The 23,438-nt window shown below is 68.8% G+C and carries 21 protein-coding genes and 1 other RNA gene; 8 read left to right on the forward strand and 14 right to left on the reverse strand.

The window, feature by feature from the left end; all coding sequences use genetic code 11:
• Positions 1–176: 176 nt before the first annotated feature.
• The gene (locus tag O1W71_RS03475) at positions 177–395 is read left to right on the forward strand and encodes a DUF7455 domain-containing protein (RefSeq protein WP_112614164.1); all 219 of its coding nucleotides are present in this window, start codon (positions 177–179) and stop codon (positions 393–395) included.
• Positions 396–479: 84 nt separating this feature from the next.
• Here O1W71_RS03475 and O1W71_RS03480 read toward each other — a convergent pair whose 3' ends face one another.
• The 5 genes from O1W71_RS03480 to O1W71_RS03500 form a co-directional block, all read right to left on the reverse strand.
• Positions 480–1,487, reverse strand: a complete 1,008-nt coding sequence (locus O1W71_RS03480; protein ID WP_269266540.1) for a sugar-transfer associated ATP-grasp domain-containing protein — start codon at positions 1,485–1,487, stop codon at positions 480–482.
• Positions 1,488–1,538: 51 nt separating this feature from the next.
• Entirely contained in the window at positions 1,539–2,552 is a 1,014-nt protein-coding gene (locus O1W71_RS03485) for a sugar-transfer associated ATP-grasp domain-containing protein (protein WP_269266541.1), read from the reverse strand.
• A gap of 10 nt (positions 2,553–2,562) precedes the next feature.
• Entirely contained in the window at positions 2,563–3,261 is a 699-nt protein-coding gene (locus tag O1W71_RS03490) for a coenzyme F420-0:L-glutamate ligase (RefSeq protein ID WP_114587847.1), read from the reverse strand.
• The gene (locus O1W71_RS03495; RefSeq protein ID WP_112614156.1) at positions 3,258–4,580 is read right to left on the reverse strand and encodes an RNA polymerase sigma factor; all 1,323 of its coding nucleotides are present in this window, start codon (positions 4,578–4,580) and stop codon (positions 3,258–3,260) included. Before O1W71_RS03495 ends, O1W71_RS03490 begins: the two co-directional genes overlap by 4 nt.
• Before the next feature lie 229 nt (positions 4,581–4,809).
• Complete coding sequence (locus O1W71_RS03500) at positions 4,810–5,736, reverse strand: proteasome assembly chaperone family protein (RefSeq protein WP_112614154.1); 927 nt, start codon at positions 5,734–5,736, stop codon at positions 4,810–4,812.
• 92 nt (positions 5,737–5,828) lie between these two features.
• On the opposite strand from O1W71_RS03500, the gene O1W71_RS03505 reads away from it, so the two are divergent.
• The 3 genes from O1W71_RS03505 to sucB all read left to right on the forward strand — a co-directional run bounded on the left by O1W71_RS03505 (position 5,829) and on the right by sucB (position 10,463).
• Positions 5,829–7,295 carry a leucyl aminopeptidase gene (locus O1W71_RS03505; RefSeq protein ID WP_269266542.1) on the forward strand — a complete coding sequence of 489 codons (1,467 nt, stop codon included), beginning with the start codon at positions 5,829–5,831 and terminating at the stop codon, positions 7,293–7,295.
• On the forward strand, positions 7,292–8,662 hold the full coding sequence (gene lpdA, locus O1W71_RS03510) for a dihydrolipoyl dehydrogenase (protein ID WP_114587849.1): 1,371 nt from the start codon (positions 7,292–7,294) through the stop codon (positions 8,660–8,662). Before O1W71_RS03505 ends, lpdA begins: the two co-directional genes overlap by 4 nt.
• Positions 8,663–8,726: 64 nt before the next feature.
• The gene (sucB, locus tag O1W71_RS03515) at positions 8,727–10,463 is read left to right on the forward strand and encodes a 2-oxoglutarate dehydrogenase, E2 component, dihydrolipoamide succinyltransferase (RefSeq protein ID WP_269266543.1); all 1,737 of its coding nucleotides are present in this window, start codon (positions 8,727–8,729) and stop codon (positions 10,461–10,463) included.
• A gap of 17 nt (positions 10,464–10,480) precedes the next feature.
• Here sucB and O1W71_RS03520 read toward each other — a convergent pair whose 3' ends face one another.
• Complete coding sequence (locus O1W71_RS03520) at positions 10,481–11,839, reverse strand: hypothetical protein (protein WP_269266544.1); 1,359 nt, start codon at positions 11,837–11,839, stop codon at positions 10,481–10,483.
• A 120-nt stretch (positions 11,840–11,959) separates the two neighbouring features.
• On the opposite strand from O1W71_RS03520, the gene O1W71_RS03525 reads away from it, so the two are divergent.
• Positions 11,960–12,670 (forward strand): DUF4191 domain-containing protein, encoded by a 711-nt coding sequence (locus tag O1W71_RS03525; protein WP_112614144.1) that lies wholly within the window; start codon positions 11,960–11,962, stop codon positions 12,668–12,670.
• Between the two features lie 27 nt (positions 12,671–12,697).
• Here the strand turns inward: O1W71_RS03525 and O1W71_RS03530 are convergent, their stop codons facing one another.
• Positions 12,698–13,132 carry an RDD family protein gene (locus O1W71_RS03530; protein WP_240309658.1) on the reverse strand — a complete coding sequence of 145 codons (435 nt, stop codon included), beginning with the start codon at positions 13,130–13,132 and terminating at the stop codon, positions 12,698–12,700.
• Positions 13,133–13,265: 133 nt separating this feature from the next.
• Here O1W71_RS03530 and glnA (O1W71_RS03535) point away from each other — a divergent pair, with 133 nt between their 5' ends.
• Positions 13,266–14,690, forward strand: a complete 1,425-nt coding sequence (gene glnA, locus O1W71_RS03535) for a type I glutamate--ammonia ligase (RefSeq protein ID WP_023951345.1) — start codon at positions 13,266–13,268, stop codon at positions 14,688–14,690.
• Positions 14,691–14,830: 140 nt separating this feature from the next.
• Here glnA (O1W71_RS03535) and O1W71_RS03540 read toward each other — a convergent pair whose 3' ends face one another.
• A complete protein-coding gene (locus O1W71_RS03540; protein ID WP_442923714.1) occupies positions 14,831–15,502 on the reverse strand; it encodes an esterase/lipase family protein in 672 nt (223 codons plus the stop codon).
• On the reverse strand, positions 15,499–16,296 hold the full coding sequence (locus tag O1W71_RS03545) for an alpha/beta fold hydrolase (RefSeq protein WP_269266784.1): 798 nt from the start codon (positions 16,294–16,296) through the stop codon (positions 15,499–15,501). Before O1W71_RS03545 ends, O1W71_RS03540 begins: the two co-directional genes overlap by 4 nt.
• A gap of 98 nt (positions 16,297–16,394) precedes the next feature.
• Between O1W71_RS03545 and O1W71_RS03550 the strand changes: the two genes are divergently transcribed.
• Complete coding sequence (locus tag O1W71_RS03550; RefSeq protein WP_269266545.1) at positions 16,395–16,547, forward strand: hypothetical protein; 153 nt, start codon at positions 16,395–16,397, stop codon at positions 16,545–16,547.
• A 3-nt stretch (positions 16,548–16,550) separates the two neighbouring features.
• On the opposite strand, the gene O1W71_RS03555 is transcribed toward O1W71_RS03550, so the two are convergent.
• From O1W71_RS03555 to O1W71_RS03570, 4 genes are read right to left on the reverse strand one after another with little or no spacing between them, the layout of a single operon-like run.
• Positions 16,551–17,453: a DUF808 domain-containing protein gene (locus O1W71_RS03555; protein ID WP_269266546.1), complete on the reverse strand. Its 903-nt coding sequence runs from the start codon at positions 17,451–17,453 to the stop codon at positions 16,551–16,553.
• Between the two features lie 8 nt (positions 17,454–17,461).
• Entirely contained in the window at positions 17,462–20,452 is a 2,991-nt protein-coding gene (locus O1W71_RS03560) for a bifunctional [glutamine synthetase] adenylyltransferase/[glutamine synthetase]-adenylyl-L-tyrosine phosphorylase (protein WP_269266547.1), read from the reverse strand.
• A 4-nt stretch (positions 20,453–20,456) separates the two neighbouring features.
• Positions 20,457–21,794 (reverse strand): type I glutamate--ammonia ligase, encoded by a 1,338-nt coding sequence (gene glnA / locus O1W71_RS03565; protein ID WP_064956796.1) that lies wholly within the window; start codon positions 21,792–21,794, stop codon positions 20,457–20,459.
• A 33-nt stretch (positions 21,795–21,827) separates the two neighbouring features.
• Positions 21,828–22,049: an SPOR domain-containing protein gene (locus tag O1W71_RS03570; RefSeq protein ID WP_114587856.1), complete on the reverse strand. Its 222-nt coding sequence runs from the start codon at positions 22,047–22,049 to the stop codon at positions 21,828–21,830.
• A 78-nt stretch (positions 22,050–22,127) separates the two neighbouring features.
• On the opposite strand from O1W71_RS03570, the gene ppgK reads away from it, so the two are divergent.
• A complete protein-coding gene (gene ppgK, locus O1W71_RS03575) occupies positions 22,128–22,952 on the forward strand; it encodes a polyphosphate--glucose phosphotransferase (RefSeq protein WP_269266548.1) in 825 nt (274 codons plus the stop codon).
• 116 nt (positions 22,953–23,068) lie between these two features.
• Here ppgK and rnpB read toward each other — a convergent pair.
• Positions 23,069–23,427: RNase P RNA component class A (gene rnpB / locus O1W71_RS03580), an RNA gene on the reverse strand.
• Between the last annotated feature and the right edge of the window lie 11 nt (positions 23,428–23,438).

Consider the following 23,438-nt stretch of genomic DNA (forward strand, 5'->3'; position numbering starts at 1 on the left):
CGGGCGCCGACACGCTGGGGAGGACACACGAGGTCACGGCGGTCCCGGTCCGGTCTGTGCGCGGTGAGCGTACGCGCAGAGCGAAATGCACGTCAAATGAGGCATACCCCCGGCTGGTCGTGGTTGTATCGAAGGCACTCAGTTGCACGACCCGATCGACCGAGGAGGCACCCATCATGACCACGAACACTTCCGAGAGCACCGCCGTCCTCGAACACCGCCTGACTGCGGCAGATCGCTGTGACTCGTGCGGCGCACAGGCTTACATCGCCGCCGAGGTGAACGGCAGCGAGCTCCTCTTCTGCGCCCACCACGGCCGCAAGTACGAAGAGAAGCTCCGCGCCGTCGCCACCAGCTGGCACGACGAGACCTCGCGCCTCGTCGCAGCCGGCTGAGGACGGCCTCACGACGAAAGCCCCGAGCATCGTGCTCGGGGCTTTCGCGTACCGGGAACCGCGGCGCAGTTCCCGGTCGTCAGGTCAGAACCCGACGGCCGCCTGGTACACGGGAAGCAGGCCGGTGCGCACACCCGAGGCCGACGGCTTGGGCTGGAACACGCTCGAGTTGTGATTGCCCTCGATGACGACCGGACCGTTCGGCGTGATCGCCAGGTCCCACCCGACATAGGGCGCCTCCGGCGTCCGGCGAGCCAGCTGTTCGGTCAGCGCGAGCACCTGGTCGAACAACGGAACGGTGAAGCCGACGATCGGGGTGCCGGTCACGGGGTGCTCGCGGTAGACGTTCGAGTTCTTGTCCACGCCCGGGTAGAGCGCGACGCCGTGCTCGTCGAGCATCGTGAACATCCCGCCCGAGGCGAAGTTGTCGATGACGTCGCCGTTGCCGATCCGCAGCACACCGGCGAGGAGGCGCACATCGCCCTCCGGGGTGAGGAACGTGATCATCCGTACCGTGTTGACGCTGTCGGGGTAGAGCGAGGCCATCTCGGGATGCTGCACGATGAACTCGTCGACGATCGACTGCCCGGCGGCGGTGGCCTCGGCGCGGAAGGCCGCAGCATCCGTCACGTTCTCGTGCAGGGTGATCCCGCCGCCGCCGTGTCCGTCGAGCGGCTTCGCCAGAACCTTCGGGTGGCGGCCGAGGAACGCACCGAGTTCCGCGTCGTCGACATCGCGCAGGTCGAGCGTCTCGCGGCCGAGCAGGTCGGCGTACTCGCGAGCGAACCGGCGCTTGTCCTCCAGCTTCGCGCGCCCCTCGGGCGTGTTGTGCATGCGGGTGATCCGGAACGACTTCGGGTGCGTCATCCAGGTGGCGCGCTCGCGCGCGTTCAGCAGACGGATGTCCCAGACCGCGTAATCGCGGAAACCCATGTCGTACTTGACCGAGCACCAGAGCATGTCGGCGATGATCAGCGGCAGGGGTGCCTTCGACACCTTCTGCACCTGGCGGCCGAACTCGACGAGGTTGCCGACCCGGACGTTGCGGGCACGGTCGAGGAGGTAGCCCAGCCGGACGCGTGATCGACCCATTGCTCGTTCTCTCCGTGTTTCTCGGTGTTCCGGTGGCGGATCCAGCGGACCTCAGAAGCGCATCGCGGTGCGGTAGCGCGGCAGCAGCCCGCGCCGGATGCCCGACACCGACGGCTTCGACTGGAACACACCCGTGTTGTGATTGCCCTCGATGACGACGGGCCGCTCGGGCGTGATCGCGATGTCCCAGCCGATGTACGGCATCTCGGGAACCCGTCGGGCGAGCCGATCGACGAGCTCGAGCACCTGGGGGTAGAGCGGAACCTGGTAACCCGTGATCGGAACTCCGGTGATCGGGTGCGTCTCGAACGGGCGGCCTTCTTCATCGCTCGCGGCGTGGAGGGCGCGGCCCTCGTCGTCGAGCATCGTGTACATGCCACCGTTGGAGAAGTTGTCGATCACTCCCCCATTGCCCACCTTCAGCACCGAGGCGAGGACGTGAACCACATCGTCGGGGTCTCGATAGGTCACCACGCGGAGCGAGTTGACGCTGCCAGGATAGAGCCGCGCCATCTCCGGATGCTGCACCAGGACCTCTTCGACGAGCGTCTCACCCGACGCCAGAAGCTCCTCGCGAAGCGCAGCGACGTCATCGATCGAGGCGACCTCGCGTATCGTGATACCGTTGCCGCCGACTCCCCCGGGGTTCTTGGTGATGACGCGGTCGCGACCGTCGAGGAAAGCGGCGAGGGCCGCCGCGTCGGAGGTGGTGACATCGAGCCACGCCCGTCCGAGCTCGTCACCGAACCGCTGGGCGAACTGGAGCTTGTCGTCGAAGACGCCGCGCACCGAGTTGTCGTTGAGACGCCGCGACAGGTGGAACGATTTCGGGTCGGTCATGTACGTCCGGCGCTCACGCGCTTTCAGGATCCGGAAATCCCACTCCGAATAGTTCTCGAAGGTCGTCTCGTAGCGAACGGCGCACCACGCCATGTCGGCGGCGACCCACCACACCGGCGCCTTCGAGAGCGCGGCGGACTGGCGGGCGAACTGGAGCACCCGCTCGCGGTCGAACGATGAGACGCGACGGACGAAGAAACGCGCACGCCGGTAGAGCCGGTTCACCGCTCCCACGTCAGACCTCGCGGATGACGCCGAGCGGCGTCGACTCGTGGCCCTGACCGAGCGGATTGTCGCGGAGAATCCGCACGAGCCGCTGCTCTCCGGCCTTGTCGAGCGTCGAGCCGAGGATGTTGCCGCCGATGTCGTTGATGTCGACCACCGCGACCTCGGCGACGCCGCCCAGCTGCGACTTGATCCGCGCGGCGACACCCTTCGGGTCGGTAGGCCCGAGGACGACCGCCTTGTTGTAGGGCGGGATGGTTCCGGACGTGGGCCCGTCGATGGCGCGCGCCTTGTCGCCGGCCACGCGGTAGAAGTCGCCCCGGCGGCCGAAGACCTTCGTGACGGCGCTGACGGCGGCGGCGAAGAGGATGCGCGGCGTGCCGCACTCGCGAAGTGCCATCTCCATCGTCTCGGGCATGCCGAGGCCGATGCCGTACGGGGTGCGCGTGACGTACTTCGACAGGAATCGGGCGAGCGGGCGCACCTCGATCTCGTCGAGCGTGTAGGAACGACCCTGCGTGATCGCCACGATCTTCTCGGTGACGAAGAGCAGGTCTCCCGGCTGGACGGTGGACGTGGCGTACTCCGAGATGACGGCCTCGAGATCGTCGCCCGGCATCACCACGCGGGTGCGGATCGGGATCCGCGCGTAGGACGTGCCGTCGACGACGACCTCGAGAGCCTTGCCCTCGTTGGCGGCGCCGGTCACTCGAGGTAGTCCCGGAGCGACTGCGAACGCGACGGGTGGCGCAGCTTCGCCATCGTCTTCGACTCGATCTGACGGATGCGCTCGCGTGTCACGCCGAACGTGTCGCCGATCTGGTCGAGCGTCTTCGGCTGGCCGTCGCCGAGGCCGAAGCGCATGCGGATGACGCCGGCCTCGCGCTCACTGAGCGAGTCGAGGAGCGACTCGAGCTGACGCTGCAGCATGGTGAAGCCGACCGCGTCGGCCGGGACGACCGCCTCGGTGTCCTCGATGAGGTCACCGAACTCGCTGTCGCCGTCTTCACCGAGGGGTGTGTGCAGCGAGATCGGCTCACGACCGTACTTCTGCACCTCGATGACCTTCTCGGGGGTCATGTCGAGTTCACGGCTCAGCTCTTCGGGCGTGGGCTCGCGTCCGAGGTCCTGCAGCATCTGACGCTGCACCCGGGCGAGCTTGTTGATGACCTCGACCATGTGCACCGGGATGCGGATCGTACGGGCCTGGTCTGCCATGGCGCGCGTGATCGCCTGACGGATCCACCACGTCGCGTAGGTCGAGAACTTGAAGCCCTTCGTGTAGTCGAACTTCTCGACGGCACGAATGAGACCGAGGTTGCCCTCCTGGATGAGGTCGAGGAACTGCATCCCGCGGCCGGTGTAGCGCTTGGCGAGCGAGACGACCAGACGCAGGTTCGCGCCCAGCAGGTGGCTCTTGGCGCGCTGACCGTCACGTGCGACCCACTGCAGGTCGAGACCGAGCTGGTTCGACTTCTCGGCCGCCGACATGTGGGAGAGCTTCTCTTCGGCGAAGAGTCCGGCTTCGATGCGCATCGCGAGCTCGACCTCTTCGGCCGCGTTCAGCAGCGGGACCTTGCCGATCTGCTTGAGGTAGTCCTTGACCGGGTCTGCCGTCGCGCCGGTGATCTGCGTCGAGTAGACGGGGACGTCCTCCTCGTCGCTCGACGAGATGACGATGGCGCCGGTCGGCAGCGCCTCGGTGACGACGGGCTTCTTCGACTCGTCGTCGTCCTCGTCGTCGTCTGCCTTGGCCGCATCGCCCGCGGGGGCGGCGTCGTCGGTCACGTCGTCGGTGTCGACCTCGACGTCGTCCTCGACGTCCTCGTCGTCCATCTCTTCGTCGTCGGCCTTGGCCTTCGCCTTGGAAGCCTTCGCGGGGGCGGCCTTCTTCGCGGCGGTCTTCTTCGCAGGCGCCTTCTTCGCGGCGCTCTTGGGCGCAGCCTTCGCTGCGGTAGCGGGCGCGTCCTCGACGAGTTCGGTGTCCTCGCTCGCGCGGGTGCGGGTGGTCTTCGTGCCTGACGTCACGGTTAGCCTCTCACCGGTGCGAACGCACCGGGTTCTCGGACACTAGTAAGACCCTTGTCAAGTCCCCCGCCACTCGAACGACGAGGAGCACAGGATCGACAACGGGTCAGGTCCTTCATTGTCTCATATCTCGTGCGCTGTTCCTGCGCAAGCATTCATTCCTATGAGAACGCCGACGGCCTACGGGGCATTCCCACCGTCGGAGATGACCGGGGCCGGAGGGGCAAGCTCAGGAGCGGCCGCGCTTGTCGTCGTCCCCTGGCGGGCGCGAAGCGAGGAATCGTTCGAGCTCGGCAGCGAGCTCATCCGCACTCGGAAGATCACCCGTATGGATGATGGGTTGTCCGAGCGCCGACCCCGCCATGTACGAGTCGTAGCGTTCCTCGAGCGTGTGCAGCATGGTCGTCAGCTCTTCGCTGCCGGAAACCTGATCAGCGACCTTCTCGAGGTAGTCGCGGTTCTCGTTGCGCAACGTGTCGCTGTCGAAGACGAGCCCGGTCGCGACGCTCAGGCTGTCGAGGCCGGCGATGGCCGCAGCCGGGTACTCGGTCTCACCGAGGTAATGGGGCACGAGCAGGGCGAAGCCCGCGACGCGCGCGTCGGCCTCGGCGAGACGGAGCTCGAGCAGATGGCCCGCCGTGGCGGGGATCTGCGTTCGCGGCTGCCAGACGGAGTGGGCCGCCGTGAGTTCCGAACGGGTACCGCTGACCGTCGCGCCGATGGGTCGCGTGTGTGGCACGGGCATGGGAATCGCGTGCACCCACGTGATCGAGGCGACCTGCATCCCCTCGGCCAGACCCACGACGGTTTCGGCGAACGCCTCCCACGCGAAGTCGGGCTCGTAGCCGGCGAGCAGCACGAACGGCTGGCCGAGCGAGTCGTGCGCGAGAGAGAGCTCCAACCGCGGCGCGCGGTAGTCGGTGAGGTGATCCTCGTCGAAGGTGACGATCGGCCGTCGTGCGCGGTAGTCGAACAGGACGTCGTTGTCGAACGCGACGACCGTCGTGGGGTCGAGCTCGCCACGGAAGTACTCGACGATGCGCGAGACCGCACCGCCGGCATCCGTGAACCCGGTCAGCGCGATGACGAGCGGCAGCCCCGCGGGAACGGGCGGAGACCCGGCGGCACGTGCGTAGAGCGGTCCGGACAGCGGCATGGCTCAACTCTACGAGGCCCATCACACCCCCGAGGCGGCTCACCCCCTCGCTGTCAGCGAACGCCCGCGGCGCGCGAACCTAGGATGGGAGGATGCCGTTCCCCGAGATCGCGCACAGCAGCGCGCCCGTCACCGAATCCGACGCCGACGCTCTCGTCCTCGTTCTGCCACCGCTCGATGAGCAGGCCGACGTCGCCGACTGGCCGGGCATCACCGAGATGCTGACCGCCGTCGGGTTCACCGGCGCGCGAGGATCGGTCCATCGCGTCTTCCTGCCGGCCGTGTCGTCGGCCCCCGTGGTCGTCGTCGGATCGGGAACCGATCCCGACGCCGCCGCGCTGCGCGACGCCGTCGGCACGGCAGTTCGCGTCACGACAGGTTTCGCCTCGCTCGCCGTGACCGCGCCGCTCGCGGCGGCGGATGCGTGGGGCGCTCTCGCGGAGGGTGCGGCCATCGGCGGGTACCGCTTCGCCGGATACAAGGGCGGCACGCCGAAATCGCGCGCGGAACGGGTCACGATCCACTCGTCGGCTGAGCCGTCCGCCGAGGACGTCGCGGACGTCAACGCTCTGGGTCGGGCGCTCGCGCTGGTGAAGGACCTGGTCAGCACGCCCGCCGAGTGGCTGTCGCCCGCAGACCTCGCGGAGCGCGCGATCGAGGCCGTCGCGGGGCTCCCCGTCGAGGTCGAAGTCCTCGACGAGAGCGAGCTCGAACGTCAGGGCTTCGGTGGGGTGCTCGGCGTCGGGCAGGGCTCCGACCGCCCGCCCCGCGTCGTTCGCGTCGACTACTCCCCCGCGGACGCCGCACGTCACGTGGCACTGGTGGGCAAGGGCATCACCTTCGACACGGGAGGCCTCTCGCTCAAGCCCCCGGCGAGCATGGTCGGCATGAAGTACGACATGGCCGGTGCCGCGACGGTGCTGGCGGTCGTCCAGGCGGCCGCGGCGCTCGCCCTTCCGGTGCGCGTCTCGGCATGGCTCTGCGTCGCCGACAACATGCCCTCGGGGCGCGCGACGCGCCCGGGCGACGTGCTCCGCATGCTCGACGGCACGACCGTCGAGGTTCTGAACACCGACGCCGAGGGCCGTCTCGTCCTCGCCGACGGCATCGTCGCTGCCAGCCGAACGCGGCCGGACGCGATCGTCGACATCGCGACTCTGACCGGGGCGATCATCGTCGCCCTCGGCAACCGGCACACCGGTGTCATGGGAGACGAGGCCGCCGTCGCCGACTATCTGGCGGCGGCCGAGCGGGCGGGCGAGGACGCATGGCACTTGCCGCTCCCCGCTCACATGGAAGACGAGCTCGACTCGCCGATCGCCGACATGCAGAACGCGAAGATCGGCGACCCCTCGGGCGGCTCCCTCTTCGCGGGCCTCTTCCTCCAGCGCTTCGTCGGGCGTACGGGTGACGATGACGACGCTCCTCGGATCCCCTGGATCCACCTCGACATCGCCGGGTCGGGTACGACGAAGGCCGCCTTCGGCGGCACCGACAAGGGCCCGACCGCGGCGACCGTCCGCTCGCTCGTCGAGTACCTCCGGGGTTCGCAGCGATGACCGATCACAGCGTCGATCTGGTGATCCTCGGCGGTGGCAGCGGCGGTTACGCGACCGCGCTGCGCGCCGCGGAACTCGGCTCATCGGTCGTGCTCATCGAGAAGGACAAGCTCGGCGGAACGTGCCTGCACCGCGGCTGCATCCCCACCAAGGCGCTCCTGCATTCCGCAGAGGTCGCCGACAGCATCCGCGGCTCGGAGCACGTCGGCGTGCGCGCCACGCTCGAGGGAATCGACATCGCTGGTGTCCACGCATATCGCGAGGGCATCGTGGCCAAGAAGCACAAAGGCCTCGAGGGCCTGATCGCGGCACGGAAGATCACCGTCGTGCACGGCGAGGGCAGACTCGAGGCGGACGGTGGCGTGACCGTCGGCGACGACCGTTACCGCGGCACGGATGTCGTGCTGGCCACCGGCTCGTACAGCCGATCGCTGCCCGGACTCGAGCTCGACGACCGGATCATCACGAGCGAGGGCGCCCTGGCACTCGGCACGGTGCCGCGGCATGCCGTCATCCTCGGCGGCGGCGTCATCGGAGTCGAGTTCGCCAGCATCTGGCGATCCTTCGGCGCCGAGGTGACGATCATCGAGGCTCTCGACCGGCTGCTGCCCGCTGAGGATGCCGCCATGAGCAAGGCCATCGAGCGCGCGTTCCGCAAGCGCGGGATCAGCGCTCGCACCGGAGTGCGTTTCGCCGGCGCCGAGAGCCGAGCGGACGGTGTCCGGGTGTCGCTCGAAGACGGCACCGAGCTCGAGGCCGACGTCCTGCTGGTAGCCGTCGGCCGCGGCCCCGCGACGGCCGGTCTCGGTCTCGAAGAGGCCGGAGTCGAGCTCGATCGCGGCTTCGTCCGCGTCGACGAGCGGCTGCGCACGACACGCGACCGGGTGTGGGCCGTCGGCGACATCGTCCCGGGCCTGCAGCTCGCTCACCGCAGCTTCCAGCAGGGCGTCTTCGTGGCCGAGGAGATCGCGGGCCTGCGCCCGACCGTCGTCCCCGACAGCCTCGTGCCGCGCGTCACCTACAGCAGCCCGGAGGTCGCATCCGTCGGGCTGACGGAGGAGCAGGCCCGTGCCGAGCACGGTGACGCGATCGTGGTGCGCGAGTACAACCTCGCCGGAAACGGCAAGAGCGAGATCCTCGGGACGGCGGGCCTGGTCAAGGTCGTTCGACGACTCGATGGCCCCATCGTCGGGGTGCACCTCGCCGGCGATCGCGTCGGGGAGCTCATCACCGAGGGCCAGCTCGCGGTGGGCTGGGAAGCCCATCCCGAGGACATCGCACCTTTCATCCACGCCCATCCGACGCAGAGCGAAGCTCTCGGAGAAGCATTCCTGGCGCTGGCGGGCAAACCGCTGCACGCGCTCTGACCGGTCGACCGATGCAGATCAGTAAGCTAGAAGGACATCGGCATTTCTTGAAGGAGACAGATTCATGAGCACTTCCGTGGTCCTCCCCGCGCTCGGAGAGAGCGTCACCGAGGGAACGGTGACCCGCTGGCTCAAGAAGGTCGGTGACACCATCCAGGAAGACGAGGGTCTTCTCGAGATCTCCACCGACAAGGTGGACACCGAGATTCCGTCGCCCGTGAGCGGCGTCATCGAAGAGATCCTCGTGCAGGAGGACGAGACCGTCGAGGTCGGCGCCGTTCTGGCGAAGATCGGTGACGGTTCGGGCGCGCCCGCAAGCGACGCACCGTCCGAGCAGGCTCCGGCTGAGGAGGCTCCCGCTCCCGCGGAGGAGGCTTCTGCCGCCGAGGCACCCGCCGCACCCCAGCAGGCGGCTCCCGCTCCGGCGGCATCCGGCGACGCGAAGGATGTCGTGCTCCCCGAGCTCGGCGAGAGCGTGACCGAGGGAACCGTCACCCGTTGGCTCAAGCAGATCGGCGACGACGTCGCGGTCGACGAGCCGCTTCTCGAGATCTCCACCGACAAGGTCGACACCGAGATCCCCGCGCCTTTCGCCGGCACGCTCGTCGAGATCCTCGTCCAGGAGGACGAGACCGTCGAGGTCGGCGCGGCACTCGCGCGCATCGGCTCGGGCGCTCCCGCCCCGGCCGCGGAAGCGCCCGCCGCCCCCGAGCCCGCCGCGGCGCCCGAGCCCGCAGCTGAGAAGCCCGCCGCGCCGGCCGAGGCCCCCGCGCAGGAATCGGCGCCCGCTCCGGCTCAGCAGGCCGCTCCGGCTCAGCAGGCAGCTTCCGCTCCGCAGGCTGCTCCGGCGGCTCCGGCCGCTGAAGCAGCGTCCGCCTCCGACAACGACGGCGTCACCTACGTCACGCCGCTCGTGCGTCGCCTCGCCCAGCAGCAGGGCGTCGATCTGTCGTCGATCAAGGGCAGCGGCGTCGGCGGTCGCATCCGCAAGGAAGACGTCCTCAAGGCCGCGGAAGCAGCATCGGCCCAGCCCGCCGCCGCATCCGCGGAGGCTCCCGCCGCCCCCGCGCAGGTCGAGGTCTCGGAGCTGCGCGGAACGCGCGCGCCGATGTCGCGCTTGCGCAAGGTGCTCGCCAAGCGCGCCGTCGAGTCGATGCAGCAGACCGCTCAGCTGACGACCGTCGTCGAGGTGGACGTCACCAAGCTGTCCGCGTTCCGCGACAAGGTGAAGGTCGACTTCAACGAGAAGACCGGCGCGAAGCTGTCGTTCCTGCCTTTCTTCGCCCTCGCTGCAGCCGAGGCGCTGCAGACCTTCCCGATCGTCAACTCGACGGTCGACGGCGAAGAGATCGTCTACCCCGCCACCGAGAACATCTCGATCGCGGTCGACACCGAGCGCGGGCTGCTCACGCCCGTGCTGCGCGACGCAGGCTCGAAGAACCTGGCACAGATCGCTCAGGACATCGCAGACCTCGCCGCACGCACGCGTGACAACAAGCTGAAGCCCGATGAGCTCGCAGGCGGAACGTTCACCATCACGAACACCGGATCGCGCGGCGCGCTCTTCGACACCCCGGTGGTGTTCCTGCCGCAGTCGGCGATCCTCGGCACCGGCATCGTCTACAAGCGCCCCGGCGTCGTGACGGTGGACGGCAAGGACGCGATCTCGGTGCGCTCGTACGTGTACCTCGCGCTCTCGTACGACCACCGCACCATCGACGGCGCCGACGCAGCTCGATTCCTGAGCGCGATGAAGGCACGCCTCGAGGGCGCCCAGTTCGAGGGGAACCTCGGCTACTGATCAGCTGAGCACCCACCTCACGGCTGGTCCGCGACGTCATACACGTCGCGGACCAGCCGTTTGTCGTCACGCCGAACCAGCACGACGACTTGCGCAGGCAGCGTCCCGGACGGGTCGTCGACGCGAACCACCTCGACTCCGCCCAGATCATCCAGGAGGGCCACCTCTCGAGGGCCGGCGGACGTCGCGACGCCTTCCGGGAGCGCCGCATCCGGACGCTCCAGGATCGCCGCACGGCATCGCGCGTCCTCCTCCCGCCAGCACCGCGCGAGCTCGTCGATCGCGCTCTCGACCGGGTCGGGCTCCTCGTCGTCTTCGGGCGCGCCGGAGACCGGTGCAGGAGCCTCCTCCGCGGCGGGAACCGGCGCGGCCGACGTCTCCTGCGCTGCGTCATGCCTCGGCGTCGGGCGCACGATCGAGTCTTCGGGCACGTCTCGGGCCGAGGCGGATCCGTTGTCGCTCTCGCCACCCTCCGGCCACAGCAGACCCACCACGAGCGTCGTGGCGACCGCAGCGAGCGCGACCATCGGGACGCGTCGCCTCCCGGTCGCGATTCCCCCGCTCTTGTCGTGGGCCTCGGCGCCATGGCCCCGCCGCCGGGCCGGGAGCCGGTCGGACACGCGTCGGACTGCGGCGCGCACCGAGCTGAGAACATCGGTCAGGCGCTCGACGACCTCGCCGTCGACGAGCCCGGCGGCAGCATCCCGTGCCAGCGGAGCCGGACCCGGTCGGGCGCCGGGATGGCCAGCGGTGTCGTGCTCGCGAACGTTGCGCGCGGACGGAGATGACGCCGACACCGACACCGCGAACGGCTCCGGGGTCGCCACCGCGAAGAGGTCGTCCTCGAGTCCGGGCACCGTGAAAGGCAGCGTGACCCGGTCGCTCAGCGCCTCGTCGAGTCGGTCACGGATCCGCCGGGGCAGCACGGCGTCCGCGATCCGGTCGAGCACCAGCCGCGACGAGAGTTCCCATGCGCGGTCTCCGCTCGGCACGAGCACAGGTCGTCCCTGGGTCGTCGACCACCACTCCCCCTCGTGGCAGTCCGATTCCGCCGCTTCGGCCGCCCCTCGGAGAACGCTGACCGCAAGTGTCACCGCCTGGCCGGGCGTGAGGTCGAACGGCTGCTCACCACCGCACAGGCGTGTGTCGAGCAACGGCAGAATCGCCACGGTCGTCCCCGCGATCCGGTCCACGTCCTCGACGGCGAGCAGGTGACCGTCCGGCCGCGCCGCCCACACCGGACGCGGCACGTCCGCCGCAGAGACTCGGTACACCGCGCCGTCGGACGTCGCCAGGATCTCCCCGGCGAAAGGCACCTCCGGGGGCGCGACGCGGCGTAACGGAGTGGTGACGTCGAGATTGCCCGTTCGGATCATGGCCCCAGTCTCGCGATGGCGCCCGGCGCGCCTGCGACCTTCCGGTGCCGATGTGCACAGTGATCGCGCGACGGTGCCTGTGCAGGCGGAACGGGGCGGCCGAAAAGGTAGGCTGTGAGCATGTCGTCCCGCAGCACCGCACCCGAGAAGCGCCCCGGATTCTTCTCCCAGCTCCGCTCCCTCTTCACCTTCACGAAGGAGTACTACAGCTGGTTGCCGTGGCTGCTCATCGGCATCGTGGTCGTCGGCATCGGTCTCGGCGTGCTCGTGGGCTTCCTCATCCCGCCGGGAGCGATCTGGAGCATCATCCTGTGGGGCGTCACGGGTCTGCTCTTCGGCATCCTCGGCGCCATGATCACCATGACGCGACTGGCGACCCGGGCGATGTACAAGCGCATCGACGGGATGCCGGGAGCGACGGGGCACATCATCTCGACCAACCTCGGCCGAAAGTGGCAGGCTTCGGAGATGCCCGTCGGCGTGAACCCGAAGACTCAGGAAGCGGTCTACCGGGCCGTCGGCCGTGGCGGTGTCGTCATCATCGGCGAGGGTGCCCGCGGACGTCTGACGCGACTGATCAACGACGAGCGCAGCAAGGTCAAGCGCGTGGCCTCGGGTGTGCCGATCCACGTGCTGTACGTCGGCCACGGCGAGGACGAGGTCCCCATCGCCAAGCTCGCCCCCACCATCAAGGCGCTGCCGAAGGCGATCGACCGCACGACGATGGCGGCCGTCATCAAGCGCATCGAGTCCGTCTCACAGTCGGTCACCTCGCTGCCGATCCCGAAGGGCGTCGACCCGATGAAGGCTCGCGCCCAGCGACCCCGCTGAGTTCCACCCGGCCCGAGGCTGGCGGGATCAGGCCCGGACGAGGATCGTGCCGGCCGCCTTGTCGTGGAGGCCCCGCTGGTCGGGATCGAACACGACGGCGGGGATGACGAGGACGAGGAGCAGCGTCCGGATGATCGGACGCCAGAGGCCCGTCCAGCCGCCGTGCAGGAGCTCGAGGCGCAGGCCCACGATGCGATGACCCGGGCTGCCCCCGATGAGCGGGATGAAGATGACCTGGAGCGCGGCGAAGACGGTGATCGGCGCGAACTGCGTCACTCCCGCCTCACCCGGAAGGGCGAACTGGTTGAAACCGAGGAACGCGGTCGCGAGCAGCGTGGCCGCGGCGTAGTCGATCACCAGCGCCGCGAGCCGCCGGCCCAGGCGGCCGACGCTGCCGGGGCCGTACTCGGGACGCCCCAACCGCTCGCCGGGATAGGTGTTCTCGCGCAGGGGTTCGGGCACTTCACCAGCCTAAACGGGGCCGGCCGCGTAACATCCCGGAAACATCCGAGATACTGCCGGGCAACTGGATGCCGATAGGTTCGAAGAGGTCTGGATGACTCCAGGCTGTTCCTCACCCGATCTTGGAGACTCCATGTTCAAAGATTCTTCCGAGGTGCTCAAGTTCATCCAGGACGAGGACGTCAAGTTCCTCGACATCCGTTTCACGGACCTCCCTGGCGTGCAGCAGCACTTCAACATCCCGGCCTCGACCGTCGACGAGGAGTTCTTCACGGTCGGTCAGCTGTTCGACGGCTCGTCCATTCGCGGCTTCGCGAACATCCACGAGTCGGACATGCAGCTGATCCCGGACGTCTCGACGGCCTACGTCGACCCGTTCCGTGAGGCGAAGACGCTGATCATGATCTTCGACATCTACAACCCGCGCAACGGCGAGATCTACGCGAAGGACCCGCGCCAGGTCGCGAAGAAGGCCGAGAAGTACCTCGCTTCGACCGGTATCGCCGACACCGCGTTCTTCGCCCCCGAGGCGGAGTTCTACATCTTCGACGACGTCCGCTACGAAGTGAAGCAGAACTCGAGCTTCTACTCCGTCGACTCCGAAGAGGGCGCCTGGAACACCGGCCGCGTCGAAGAGGGCGGCAACCTCGCCAACAAGACCGCGTACAAGGGCGGCTACTTCCCCGTCTCGCCCGTCGACAAGACCGCCGACCTGCGCGACGACATCTCGCTCAAGCTCATCGAGTCGGGCCTCGTGCTCGAGCGCGCCCACCACGAGGTCGGCACCGGTGGACAGCAGGAGATCAACTACCGCTTCGACACCATGGTGCACTCGGCGGACGACATCCTGAAGTTCAAGTACATCGTCAAGAACACCGCCGAGATGTGGGGCAAGGTCGCGACCTTCATGCCCAAGCCCCTCTTCGGCGACAACGGCTCGGGCATGCACACCCACCAGTCGCTGTGGCTGAACGGCGAGCCCCTCTTCTACGACGAGAAGGGCTACGGCGGACTCTCCGACATCGCGCGCTGGTACATCGGCGGCCTGCTCAAGCACGCTCCCGCGGTCCTGGCGTTCACCAACCCGACGCTCAACTCGTACAAGCGTCTCGTCAAGGGCTACGAGGCTCCGGTCAACCTGGTCTACTCGGCCGGCAACCGTTCGGCGGCCGTCCGCATCCCGATCACGGGCACCAACCCCAAGGCCAAGCGCATCGAGTTCCGCGCCCCGGACGCCTCGGGCAACCCGTACCTCGCCTTCGCCGCTCAGATGATGGCCGGCCTCGACGGCATCAAGAACCGCATCGAGCCGCACGAGCCGGTCGACAAGGACCTCTACGAGCTGCCGCCTGAGGAGGCCAAGAACATCCCGCAGGTTCCGAACTCGCTGCTCGACTCCCTCGAGGCGCTGCGCAACGACCACGAGTTCCTGCTGGCCGGCGGCGTCTTCACGCCCGAGCTGATCGAGACCTGGATCGAGTACAAGATCGAGAACGAGATCCAGCCGATCAACGCGCGTCCTCACCCCTACGAGTACGAGCTGTACTTCGGCGTCTGAGCACCAGCTGCGACGGAGCCCCGTCGCCCGCTCTCGCGAGCTGGGCGGCGGGGCTCCGTCGTTTCGGCGTGCGTGCGCACCGCCGGCGACGGAGCCATCCTGACCGGATGAAACGCGCCGAGATCATCAACTGAGGAGCCTCACTCGGCCAGTCGCACGACCTCGGCGATGACCCGCGGGTGCGCGAGGATGCGGAAGTGTCCCCCGGTCTCCAACCGGACGTTGCGCGCACCGTCGAGCTCGCTTCCACCCGGAATGTGAGGATCGAATTCGCCGTAGACCGACACGATGTGCGGGTTGGGTGCGACTTCGCGCGCCAGCGCCAGAATCCCAGGCGCAGTCGGCGAGAACGCACGCAGCGTCGGCACGAGCATGAGCCGGCCGTAGACCGATCCGGCGAACGGACTCGCGACGGCGACCATCCCCCGGACCCGACCGCCGACGGCGGGATCCGCCATGACCTGCTTGCCGACGAGGCCGCCCTTGCTGTGCGCGACGATCACGACGTCGTCGAGATCGTGCTGCTGCAGGTACTCCGCGACGTGGCGCGCGGCACGCGGCACCGGCCAGCGGTTCCGCCCCAACGCGGCGATCACATGAACCGGATGCCCGCGGTCGTGCAGCTCGGTGATCAGGGGCTGCAGGAAGCGCCACGTCTCGTAGACGCCGGGCAGCACCACGACGGGCGTGCCATCCCCCGACCCGAAGTCGCCGGGATCCGTCCGCGAGAAGAAGGCGCGAGCCTGCCAGACGACGGCGTAGGCGTAGTCCGCGATCCACCACGCGGCATTCCTCACGGGGCGGAAGATCACGGGCCCTCTCCCGGGTCCCTCGACGCGGCCATCGCGAGGATGCCGCGGGCGACAGGTTCCGCCGCGGTGCGCTCGACGTGGTGGCCCTTACCCGGTACAACGAGGACGCTGCCTCGTGCCGTTCGGGCGGCGAGGCGCTCGACCCACGCGTCCCCCGCGATCGGGTCGCGGCCGCCGCGTACGAGAAGCGTCGGCACATTCAGCTGCGCCACGCGCTCCTCGATGGGATAGGCGAGCATGTGCCGGACCTGCGCGAAGAACCAGCGGGGGCCGGTTCGGAAGTAGTCGAGCGTGACGCGGGCGTTCACCCGGGGCGGCTCGAGCAGTCCATCGCGGGACAGTGCCAGGGCCTGCGCGCCGAGCGTGCGGTGGTGATCATCGACGACCGGGCCCATCAGGGCGAGCCCACTCACCAGATCCGGATGCCGCGACGCCGTCTCCACCGCCCACTGCACCCCCATCGAGTGCCCGACGAGCACAGCGGGTCTCGCGAGCACGCGACCCAGCACCTCCGCCAGCGCATCCGACATTGCGGCGACCGGCACATTCCGACGCGGCGTCGGCAGGCCCGCGAAGCCGGGCAGATCGACGCTGTGCACCGATGCGCTCCGCGCGAGCAGCGGGTGCAGCCGGAGGAACGAGCGGTGCGACATCCCCACCCCGTGGAGAAGCACGATGTTCGGAGGCGACGCTTCGGTGGCGGAGCTCCAGACGCGGAACGCGAGCCCGTCGACGGAGATCCGCCGGGGCGACCATCCGACACGCTCCGGGCGAGGCAGCGTCGAGGTCGTCATCACCTCGTCAGGCTATGAGAGCCGGGAACCGAGTGCAGGCGGCTTGACTTCGTGTCAACCACCGTGACCGGATGCCGACGCCGCGGTGGACTGCCGTCATGACCGATGCATCCCGTGACCAGCAGCCCATCGCCGACCCCGCCGCGCAGGACACCGATCGCGACGACACCTCGATCGTGCCCGATCTCGACACCGACCCCGTCGAGGCGGAGCAGAACCGGATTCCGAACGCCGAGCGCGGCGAGCGCTGACGCTCAATGCGTGCCGGCGCCTCCGGCATGCTGCGGTTCGCTGTGCCGGAGGCGCCGGATCACCGTGAGCACACCGACGATCACGAGCCCGACGAGCAGCCCGGCGATTGCCGACACGGCCGTCTCGCCGATCCAGACGACCACACCGCCCGCGGCTTCGAGCAGGTGCTCCACCCCGTGCAGCAGGTCGAGGGTGAAGGCCACTCCCACCTCGCCGAGGTTCGCGAGCACGAGGTGACCGCCCACCCACAGCATCGCGACGGTGCCCACGACGCTGATCACGCGGAACACAGCGGGCATCGACCGGACGATACGCATGCCGGTGTGCCGGACGCGAGATGACGGGTTCTTCGCCATCCGCAGGCCGATGTCGTCGATCTTCACTAGGAGCGCGACCGCTCCGTAGACGATTCCCGTCATGAGCAGGGCGATCACGGCCAGGACAGCGAGGGTCTGCCAGATGCCCATCCCCTCGTCGAGGTTCGAGAGCGAGATGAGCATGATCTCGGCTGAGAGGATGAGGTCGGTGCGGACAGCGCCGAGCACGAGCTTCTTCTCGTCGCGCGGGCCGTCGTCCTCCGCCCCGTGGTGCACCCCGAACCACTCCAGCACCTTCTCGGCTCCCTCGTAGCAGAGGAACATTCCACCGAGGATGAGAAGGAAGGGCAGCACAGCCGGCGCGAACGCGGTCAGCAACAGCGCGACCGGAATGATGATGAGGAACTTGTTCGCGATCGAGCCGAGCGCGATCTTCCCCACGACCGGCAGTTCCCGAGCGGGCGTGATCCCCTGCACGTACTGGGGCGTCACCGCGGCATCGTCGATCACGACACCCGCCGACTTCGCGGAGGCGCGCAGCGCCGCGCTCAGGATGTCGTCGACGACAGCCAGCAGACCAACCGACATGTTTCCCCTTAGCCGTAGAAGAGCTTCTCGAACACGCGGCGGGCTTGACGCGCAGCGCGCATCCAATCCTCCTCCACGATGGTCGCCGATCGCGCCGGATACTCCAGCAAACGACCGATTCCGTCCAGGCGGCCACGATCAGTCGGCAGGACGTCGCTCGTCTGTCCCGACAGCAGGGTGTTCGCCGAGCGCAGCCGACTGGCCAGCCGCCATGCCGCAGCGAGCTTCTCCGCGGCATCCCGCGGGATGAGGTCGGCCTCTACTGCCGCCTCGAGTGCGGCGATCGTCGAGGTCGTGCGCAGGCCCGCTACGCGGTGAGCGTGCTCGAGCTGGATGAGCTGCACGAGCCATTCGACATCGCTCAGGCCCCCCGGACCGAGCTTGAGGTGCCGGGAGCGGTCCTGCCCCTGGGGCAGTCGCTCGCTCTCGACGCGCGCCTTGATACGCCGGATCTCGCGGAGGCCCTGAGGGTCGGGGGCCACCGGATAACGCAGGTCGTCGGCGAGGGCGAGGAAGCGATCGATGAGCGTCACACTGCCCGCGACGCCCCGAGCGCGCAGAAGCGCCTGCGCCTCCCACGACAGCGACCAGCGCCGGTAGTACTCCGCGTACGACTCCAGCGAGCGCACGAGTGGACCGTTGCGACCCTCCGGGCGCAGGCCCGCGTCGAGCTCGAGCGGCAGACGGTGATCCTCGGAGTATCGGCGCACGCCGTGCACGAGCTGGAGGGCGAGCTCCTGGGCCCGCTGCGCCGGCACCCCATTCGCGTCGAAGACGTAGATGATGTCGGCGTCCGATCCGAACCCGAGCTCGGCACCGCCGAAACGCCCCATCGCGATGACCGAGAAGTCGAGGCGGTCGTCCTCTGGCGGCACCACCTCGCGCCGCACGGCGCGCAGTGTCGCCTGGATGGTGACCTCCGTGATGGTGGTCAGGCCTTCGGCGAGCTCTTCGATCGACAGCTCGCCGACGACGGCCGCCATCGCCAGGCGCAGCAGCTCACGCCTCCGGAGGGCGCGGACCGCCGACATCGCGTCATCGATCGAGGCGTGTCGGGTCTGGATCGCGCGCGCCTCCTCCTGCAGCACGAATCCGGGTCGCGGCCGGAGCTGATCAGGCGAGTCGAGCCAGGCGATCGACTCGGGGATCCACTCCATCAGTTCGCCTACGTAGCGCGAGCCCGAGAGCAGGCGGGTGAGACGCTCGGCGGCGCCCGCCGAGTCGCGCAGCATCCGAAGGAACCACGGCGTGTTCCCCAGCCGTTCGCTGACGCGGCGGAACGCGAGCAGTCCGTAGTCCGGGTCGACGCCATCGGCGAACCAGCGGATCATGACCGGCATGAGGTGTCGCTGGATGACGGCCTTGCGGCTGAGGCCGCTCGTCAGGGCGCCGATGTGCCGCAGCGCGCCCGCGGGATCACGGAACCCGATCGCGGCGAGACGGGCCTTCGCCGCGTCGGGCGAGAGCGTGTGCTCATCGGCGGGCAGCGCCGCGACCGCCGAGAGGAGCGGCCGGTAGAACAGCCGCACGTGGATCTCACGCACCTCGCGCTTGATCTCCTCCCACACCGCGACGACCCGGTCGCCGCCGTCGCCGATGCGCGACGAGCGCGCGAGCGTTCGCAGCGCCGCCCCGTCCTCGGGCATGAGATGGGTCCGGCGCAGCTCGCGCAGCTGCAGCCTGTGCTCCATGACGCGCAGACGCCGGTAGTCGAATGCGAAGCGTGACGCGTCCTCGCGTCCGATGTACCCCTCCGACACGAGCGCGTCGAGGGCGTCCAGAGTCGACCGTTCCCGGATGCGGTCATCGGAGGCGCCGTGCACGAGTTGCAGCAGCTGGACGGTGAACTCGACATCGCGGATGCCGCCCGGTCCGAGCTTGAGCTGCCGCGCGACCTCGCCCGGTGGGATGTGGTCGGTCACCCGCTCGCGCATCTTCTGCACGCTCTCGACGAAGTTCTCGCGAGCCGCGCTCGCCCACACCATCGGCTGGACAGCGTCGACGTACTGCTCCCCCAGCTCCGGGTCACCGGCGAGCGGCCGCGCCTTGAGCAGAGCCTGGAACTCCCAGCTCTTCGCCCAGCGGTCGTAGTAGGCGACGTGCGACTCGAGGGTGCGCACGAGTGCCCCCTGCTTCCCCTCGGGCCGCAGGTTCGGGTCGACCTCCCACAGGGGCGGCTCGATCTCAACCTCCGAGATGCCGCGCATCGTCTGAATCGCCAGTCTCGTCGCGATCTCGACGGCCTGCGACTCCGAGACGACGGCTTCGTCGGCCGATCCGCCGACGAAGATGACGTCGACGTCGCTGACGTAGTTCAGTTCGCGCGCCCCGGACTTGCCCATCCCGATGATCGCGAGGCGAGTCGCGGCGACGGCGTCGCGCTCGGAACGCGCCGCGCCGGGGACGCCGGCGACGAGCCTGCTGCGCGCGACGGCGAGAGACGCCTCGAGGGCGGCACCGGCAGCGTCGGCGAGGGCCGCAGCGACCGCGTGCAAGATGATCGTCGGGTCGGATGCTGCGAGGTCGAACCGTGCGATGCGCGCCAGCATCCGGCGGTATCGCACCCGCAGCGCGACCCAGGCCTCGTCACCCCAGGAGGCCGCGAAGCCGTCCTCGGCGCCGACGGCATCCAGCATCTGCGCGCTCAGCTCGTCGCGTGTGGGGAGTCCGTCGCCGTCGGAGGCGAGATCGGCGAGCTCCTCGGGATGCCGCAGGTAGAAGTCGGCCAGCCCGTGCGACGCGCCGAGCACCGACCACACCGCCGCAGGCCGCCGTCGCAGCGTGTCGGTGACGATCTCGGCATCCCGGCGGGCGATGCGCAGCAGCGCCGCCACCGCTCCGTCGGGGTCCGCCGCCAGCTCCGCCGATCCGACGAGCTCCCCGCGCTCGATGCCGGTCAGCTCGGCGAGCTCGGCGAGGTCGGCATCCGCGCGCGCGAGGTCATCGAAGCCCGCCCGGGCCAACCCCGTCAGCCCGGTCGAACGAGGTGACCGGGTCATGGCCTCAGAGCATCTCCAGGTTGCTCTTGAGCTCGAACGGCGTCACCTGGGCGCGGTAGTTCTGCCACTCGCGACGCTTGTTCAGCAGCACGTAGTTGAACACCTGCTCGCCGAGCGTCTCGGCGACGAGCTCGGACTCCTCCATGTACTCGAGAGCGTGATCGAGGCTCGCGGGAAGCGGCGCGTAACCGAGGGCCCGACGCTCCGAATCGGTGAGCGACCACACGTTGTCCTCGGCCTCGGCGGGGAGCTCGTAGCCCTCTTCGATGCCCTTCAGCCCCGCTGCGAGTAGCAGCGCGTACGCCAGGTACGGATTGGCAGCCGAGTCGAGCGCACGGTACTCCACGCGCGACGACTGGCTCTTGTTGGGCTTGTACATCGGCACGCGCACGAGAGCCGAGCGGTTGTTGTGACCCCACGTGATGAAGCTCGGGGCCTCGTCGCCGCCCCACAGGCGCTTATACGAGTTCACGAACTGGTTGGTGACCGCCGAGATCTCGTTGGCGTGGCGGAGAAGACCGGCGATGAACTGGCGGCCGGTCTGCGAGAGCTGGTACTGCGCACCCTCTTCGTAGAACGCGTTCACATCGCCCTCGAAGAGCGACATGTGGGTATGCATCCCACTGCCCGGGTGGCCGCTGAGGGGCTTCGGCATGAAGGTCGCGTACACACCCTGCTCGATCGCCACTTCCTTGATGACGGTCCGGAAGGTCATGATGTTGTCGGCCGTCGCAAGGGCATCGGCGTAGCGCAGGTCGATCTCGTTCTGGCCCGGGCCGCCCTCGTGGTGGCTGTACTCGACCGAGATGCCGAGGTCTTCCAGCATCCGCACCGAGCGCCGGCGGAAGTCATGCGCCGTGCCGCCGGGGACGTTGTCGAAGTAGCCGGCGGAGTCGACCGGCTCGGGACCGTCGGGCCCGTACGACGACGATTTCAGCAGGTAGAACTCGATCTCGGGGTGCGTGTAGAAGGTGAACCCGGCGTCGGCCGCCTTCGCGAGGGTCCGCTTGAGCACGTTGCGCGGGTCGGCGACCGCGGGCTGACCGTCCGGCGTCGTGATGTCGCAGAACATCCGAGCGGTGGGGTCGATCTCGCCGCGCCAGGGCAGGAGCTGGAACGTGGTCGGATCAGGGTGCGCGAGCAGGTCCGACTCGTAGCTTCGGGTCAGTCCCTCGATGGCCGAGCCGTCGAAGCCCAGGCCCTCCGCGAAAGCGCCCTCGACCTCTGCCGGGGCGATCGCGACCGACTTCAGGGTGCCGATCACATCGGTGAACCAGAGCCGCACGAACTTGACGCCGCGCTCCTCGATCGTTCGCAGTACGAAGTCCCGCTGCTTGTCCATCGCGTCCTCTCCGAGACAGGGTCGGATCCCAGACTACTGGCGGCGAGCGCCCTCCGACGGCGGCGTGCCCCAGTCGTCCTCCCGAGCCTCGTCCTCGCGCCATGCCTGCGCGCGCTGGGCCATGATCTGCGGAGCCCGCGCTGCTTCCTCGGCGGAGGCGAAAGGGCCGGCGCGATCGGCGCCCGGCGACTGCTTGCCGTGCTCCACCTCGTGCGTCGTGAGGTTGTACCAGTACTCGTCGTGGCTCTCGGGCATGGTCGCTCCAGACTGCGCCTGCGATGGCGCTCAGCCCGAGCCTAATCCGGTGAGCTCGCGCTCGATAGGCTGAGCCGTATGAGTGCGAGTGCGACGCGGGCCGTCGGAGTGGACATCGGCGGAACCGGCATCAAGGGAGCGGTCGTCGACCTGTCGACGGGCGAGCTCCTGACCGATCGGATCAAGGTCGCCACGCCCCACGGGGCAGAGCCCGAAGACGTCCTCGATGCCGTCAAGGTCGTGCTCAACCGACTGGAGGTGACCGACGCGGGCGACGTGCCGCTCGGCGTGGCCTTCCCCGCGATCGTGAAGAATGGCCGCACCCTCTCGGCGGCCAACGTCGCAGACACCTGGATCGACTTCGAAGCCGAGAGCTTCTTCGAGAAGGGCCTCGGCCGTCAGATCCACTTCGCCAATGACGCGGATGTCGCCGGCGTCGCCGAGCTGCGTTACGGCGCCGCACGCGACCAGGACGGCCTCGTCATCCTGACGACGCTCGGCACCGGCATCGGCTCGGCCATGATCTACAACGGCGTGCTCATCCCGAACTCCGAGCTCGGGCACGTGCACCGGGCGAAACACGGCAAGGATGCCGAGGCCTGGGCCGCGTACTCGGCGATGGAGCGCGACGAGCTCGACTGGCCCGAGTGGGCCGAGCGCCTGCAGTGGTACTACAGCCACATCGAGTTCCTTTTCTCGCCCGATCTCTTCGTCGTGGGCGGTGGAGTGTCCAAGCATGCCGACAAGTTCCTGCCGCTGCTCGACCTGAAGACGCCGATCGTGCCCGCCGTCCACCGCAACAACGCCGGCATCATCGGCGCAGCGGCCCTCGCGCTCGCCGGCGAACGCCCGGGCGTGCTCGACGAGACGACGGAAGACCTCGCCGGCACGACCGCCCACTGACCTCGCACGGCGAGGTCTCGCCGGCAGCTGCGGCTTCGGGCGCACTTCCGCGCATCGCGCGCGCTTCAAGCCGCGCCTGATGCGCGGAAGTGCGCCTGACGTGAAGCGGGGTTGGGCGAATGGGCCGGCCTGTACGCCGGGTTCTGTCCGGGGGCGTGAGCCCCGTGGACGGCCATCTCTCTCGGCGACACGTTGCCGTGCCGCTCCAGCGGTCTACCCGGGGACTCGGCGGACCGCGTCAACATCCCCTGTCTGACCTTGCTCCGGACGAGGTTTACCGTGCGAGTCGTGTCACCACGACCCCGGTGGTCTCTTACACCACCCTTTCACCCTTACCGGCGCGGACGCCGGCGGTCTGCTTTCTGTGGCACTGTCTCGCGGATCACTCCGGGTGGGCGTTACCCACCGTCCTGTCCTGTGGAGCCCGGACGTTCCTCGGTGCGGTTGCCCGCCACGCGACCGTCCAGCCGACCCATTCGCCCGTCG

Source organism: Microbacterium sp. H37-C3 (assembly GCF_027157935.1).
Lineage (GTDB): Bacteria > Actinomycetota > Actinomycetes > Actinomycetales > Microbacteriaceae > Microbacterium > Microbacterium plantarum.

Excerpts from the sequence above, each read along its gene's own strand:
- O1W71_RS03475 (WP_112614164.1), top strand. The coding sequence starts at position 177 with ATGACCACGAACACTTCCGAGAGCACCGCCGTCCTCGAACACCGCCTG.
- O1W71_RS03480 (WP_269266540.1), bottom strand. The coding sequence starts at position 1,487 with ATGGGTCGATCACGCGTCCGGCTGGGCTACCTCCTCGACCGTGCCCGC.
- O1W71_RS03500 (WP_112614154.1), bottom strand. The coding sequence starts at position 5,736 with ATGCCGCTGTCCGGACCGCTCTACGCACGTGCCGCCGGGTCTCCGCCC.
- O1W71_RS03505 (WP_269266542.1), top strand. The coding sequence starts at position 5,829 with ATGCCGTTCCCCGAGATCGCGCACAGCAGCGCGCCCGTCACCGAATCC.
- lpdA (WP_114587849.1), top strand. The coding sequence starts at position 7,292 with ATGACCGATCACAGCGTCGATCTGGTGATCCTCGGCGGTGGCAGCGGC.
- sucB (WP_269266543.1), top strand. The coding sequence starts at position 8,727 with ATGAGCACTTCCGTGGTCCTCCCCGCGCTCGGAGAGAGCGTCACCGAG.
- O1W71_RS03520 (WP_269266544.1), bottom strand. The coding sequence starts at position 11,839 with ATGATCCGAACGGGCAATCTCGACGTCACCACTCCGTTACGCCGCGTC.
- O1W71_RS03525 (WP_112614144.1), top strand. The coding sequence starts at position 11,960 with ATGTCGTCCCGCAGCACCGCACCCGAGAAGCGCCCCGGATTCTTCTCC.
- glnA (WP_023951345.1), top strand. The coding sequence starts at position 13,266 with ATGTTCAAAGATTCTTCCGAGGTGCTCAAGTTCATCCAGGACGAGGAC.
- O1W71_RS03545 (WP_269266784.1), bottom strand. The coding sequence starts at position 16,296 with ATGACGACCTCGACGCTGCCTCGCCCGGAGCGTGTCGGATGGTCGCCC.
- O1W71_RS03550 (WP_269266545.1), top strand. The coding sequence starts at position 16,395 with ATGACCGATGCATCCCGTGACCAGCAGCCCATCGCCGACCCCGCCGCG.
- O1W71_RS03555 (WP_269266546.1), bottom strand. The coding sequence starts at position 17,453 with ATGTCGGTTGGTCTGCTGGCTGTCGTCGACGACATCCTGAGCGCGGCG.
- O1W71_RS03560 (WP_269266547.1), bottom strand. The coding sequence starts at position 20,452 with ATGACCCGGTCACCTCGTTCGACCGGGCTGACGGGGTTGGCCCGGGCG.
- glnA (WP_064956796.1), bottom strand. The coding sequence starts at position 21,794 with ATGGACAAGCAGCGGGACTTCGTACTGCGAACGATCGAGGAGCGCGGC.
- O1W71_RS03570 (WP_114587856.1), bottom strand. The coding sequence starts at position 22,049 with ATGCCCGAGAGCCACGACGAGTACTGGTACAACCTCACGACGCACGAG.
- ppgK (WP_269266548.1), top strand. The coding sequence starts at position 22,128 with ATGAGTGCGAGTGCGACGCGGGCCGTCGGAGTGGACATCGGCGGAACC.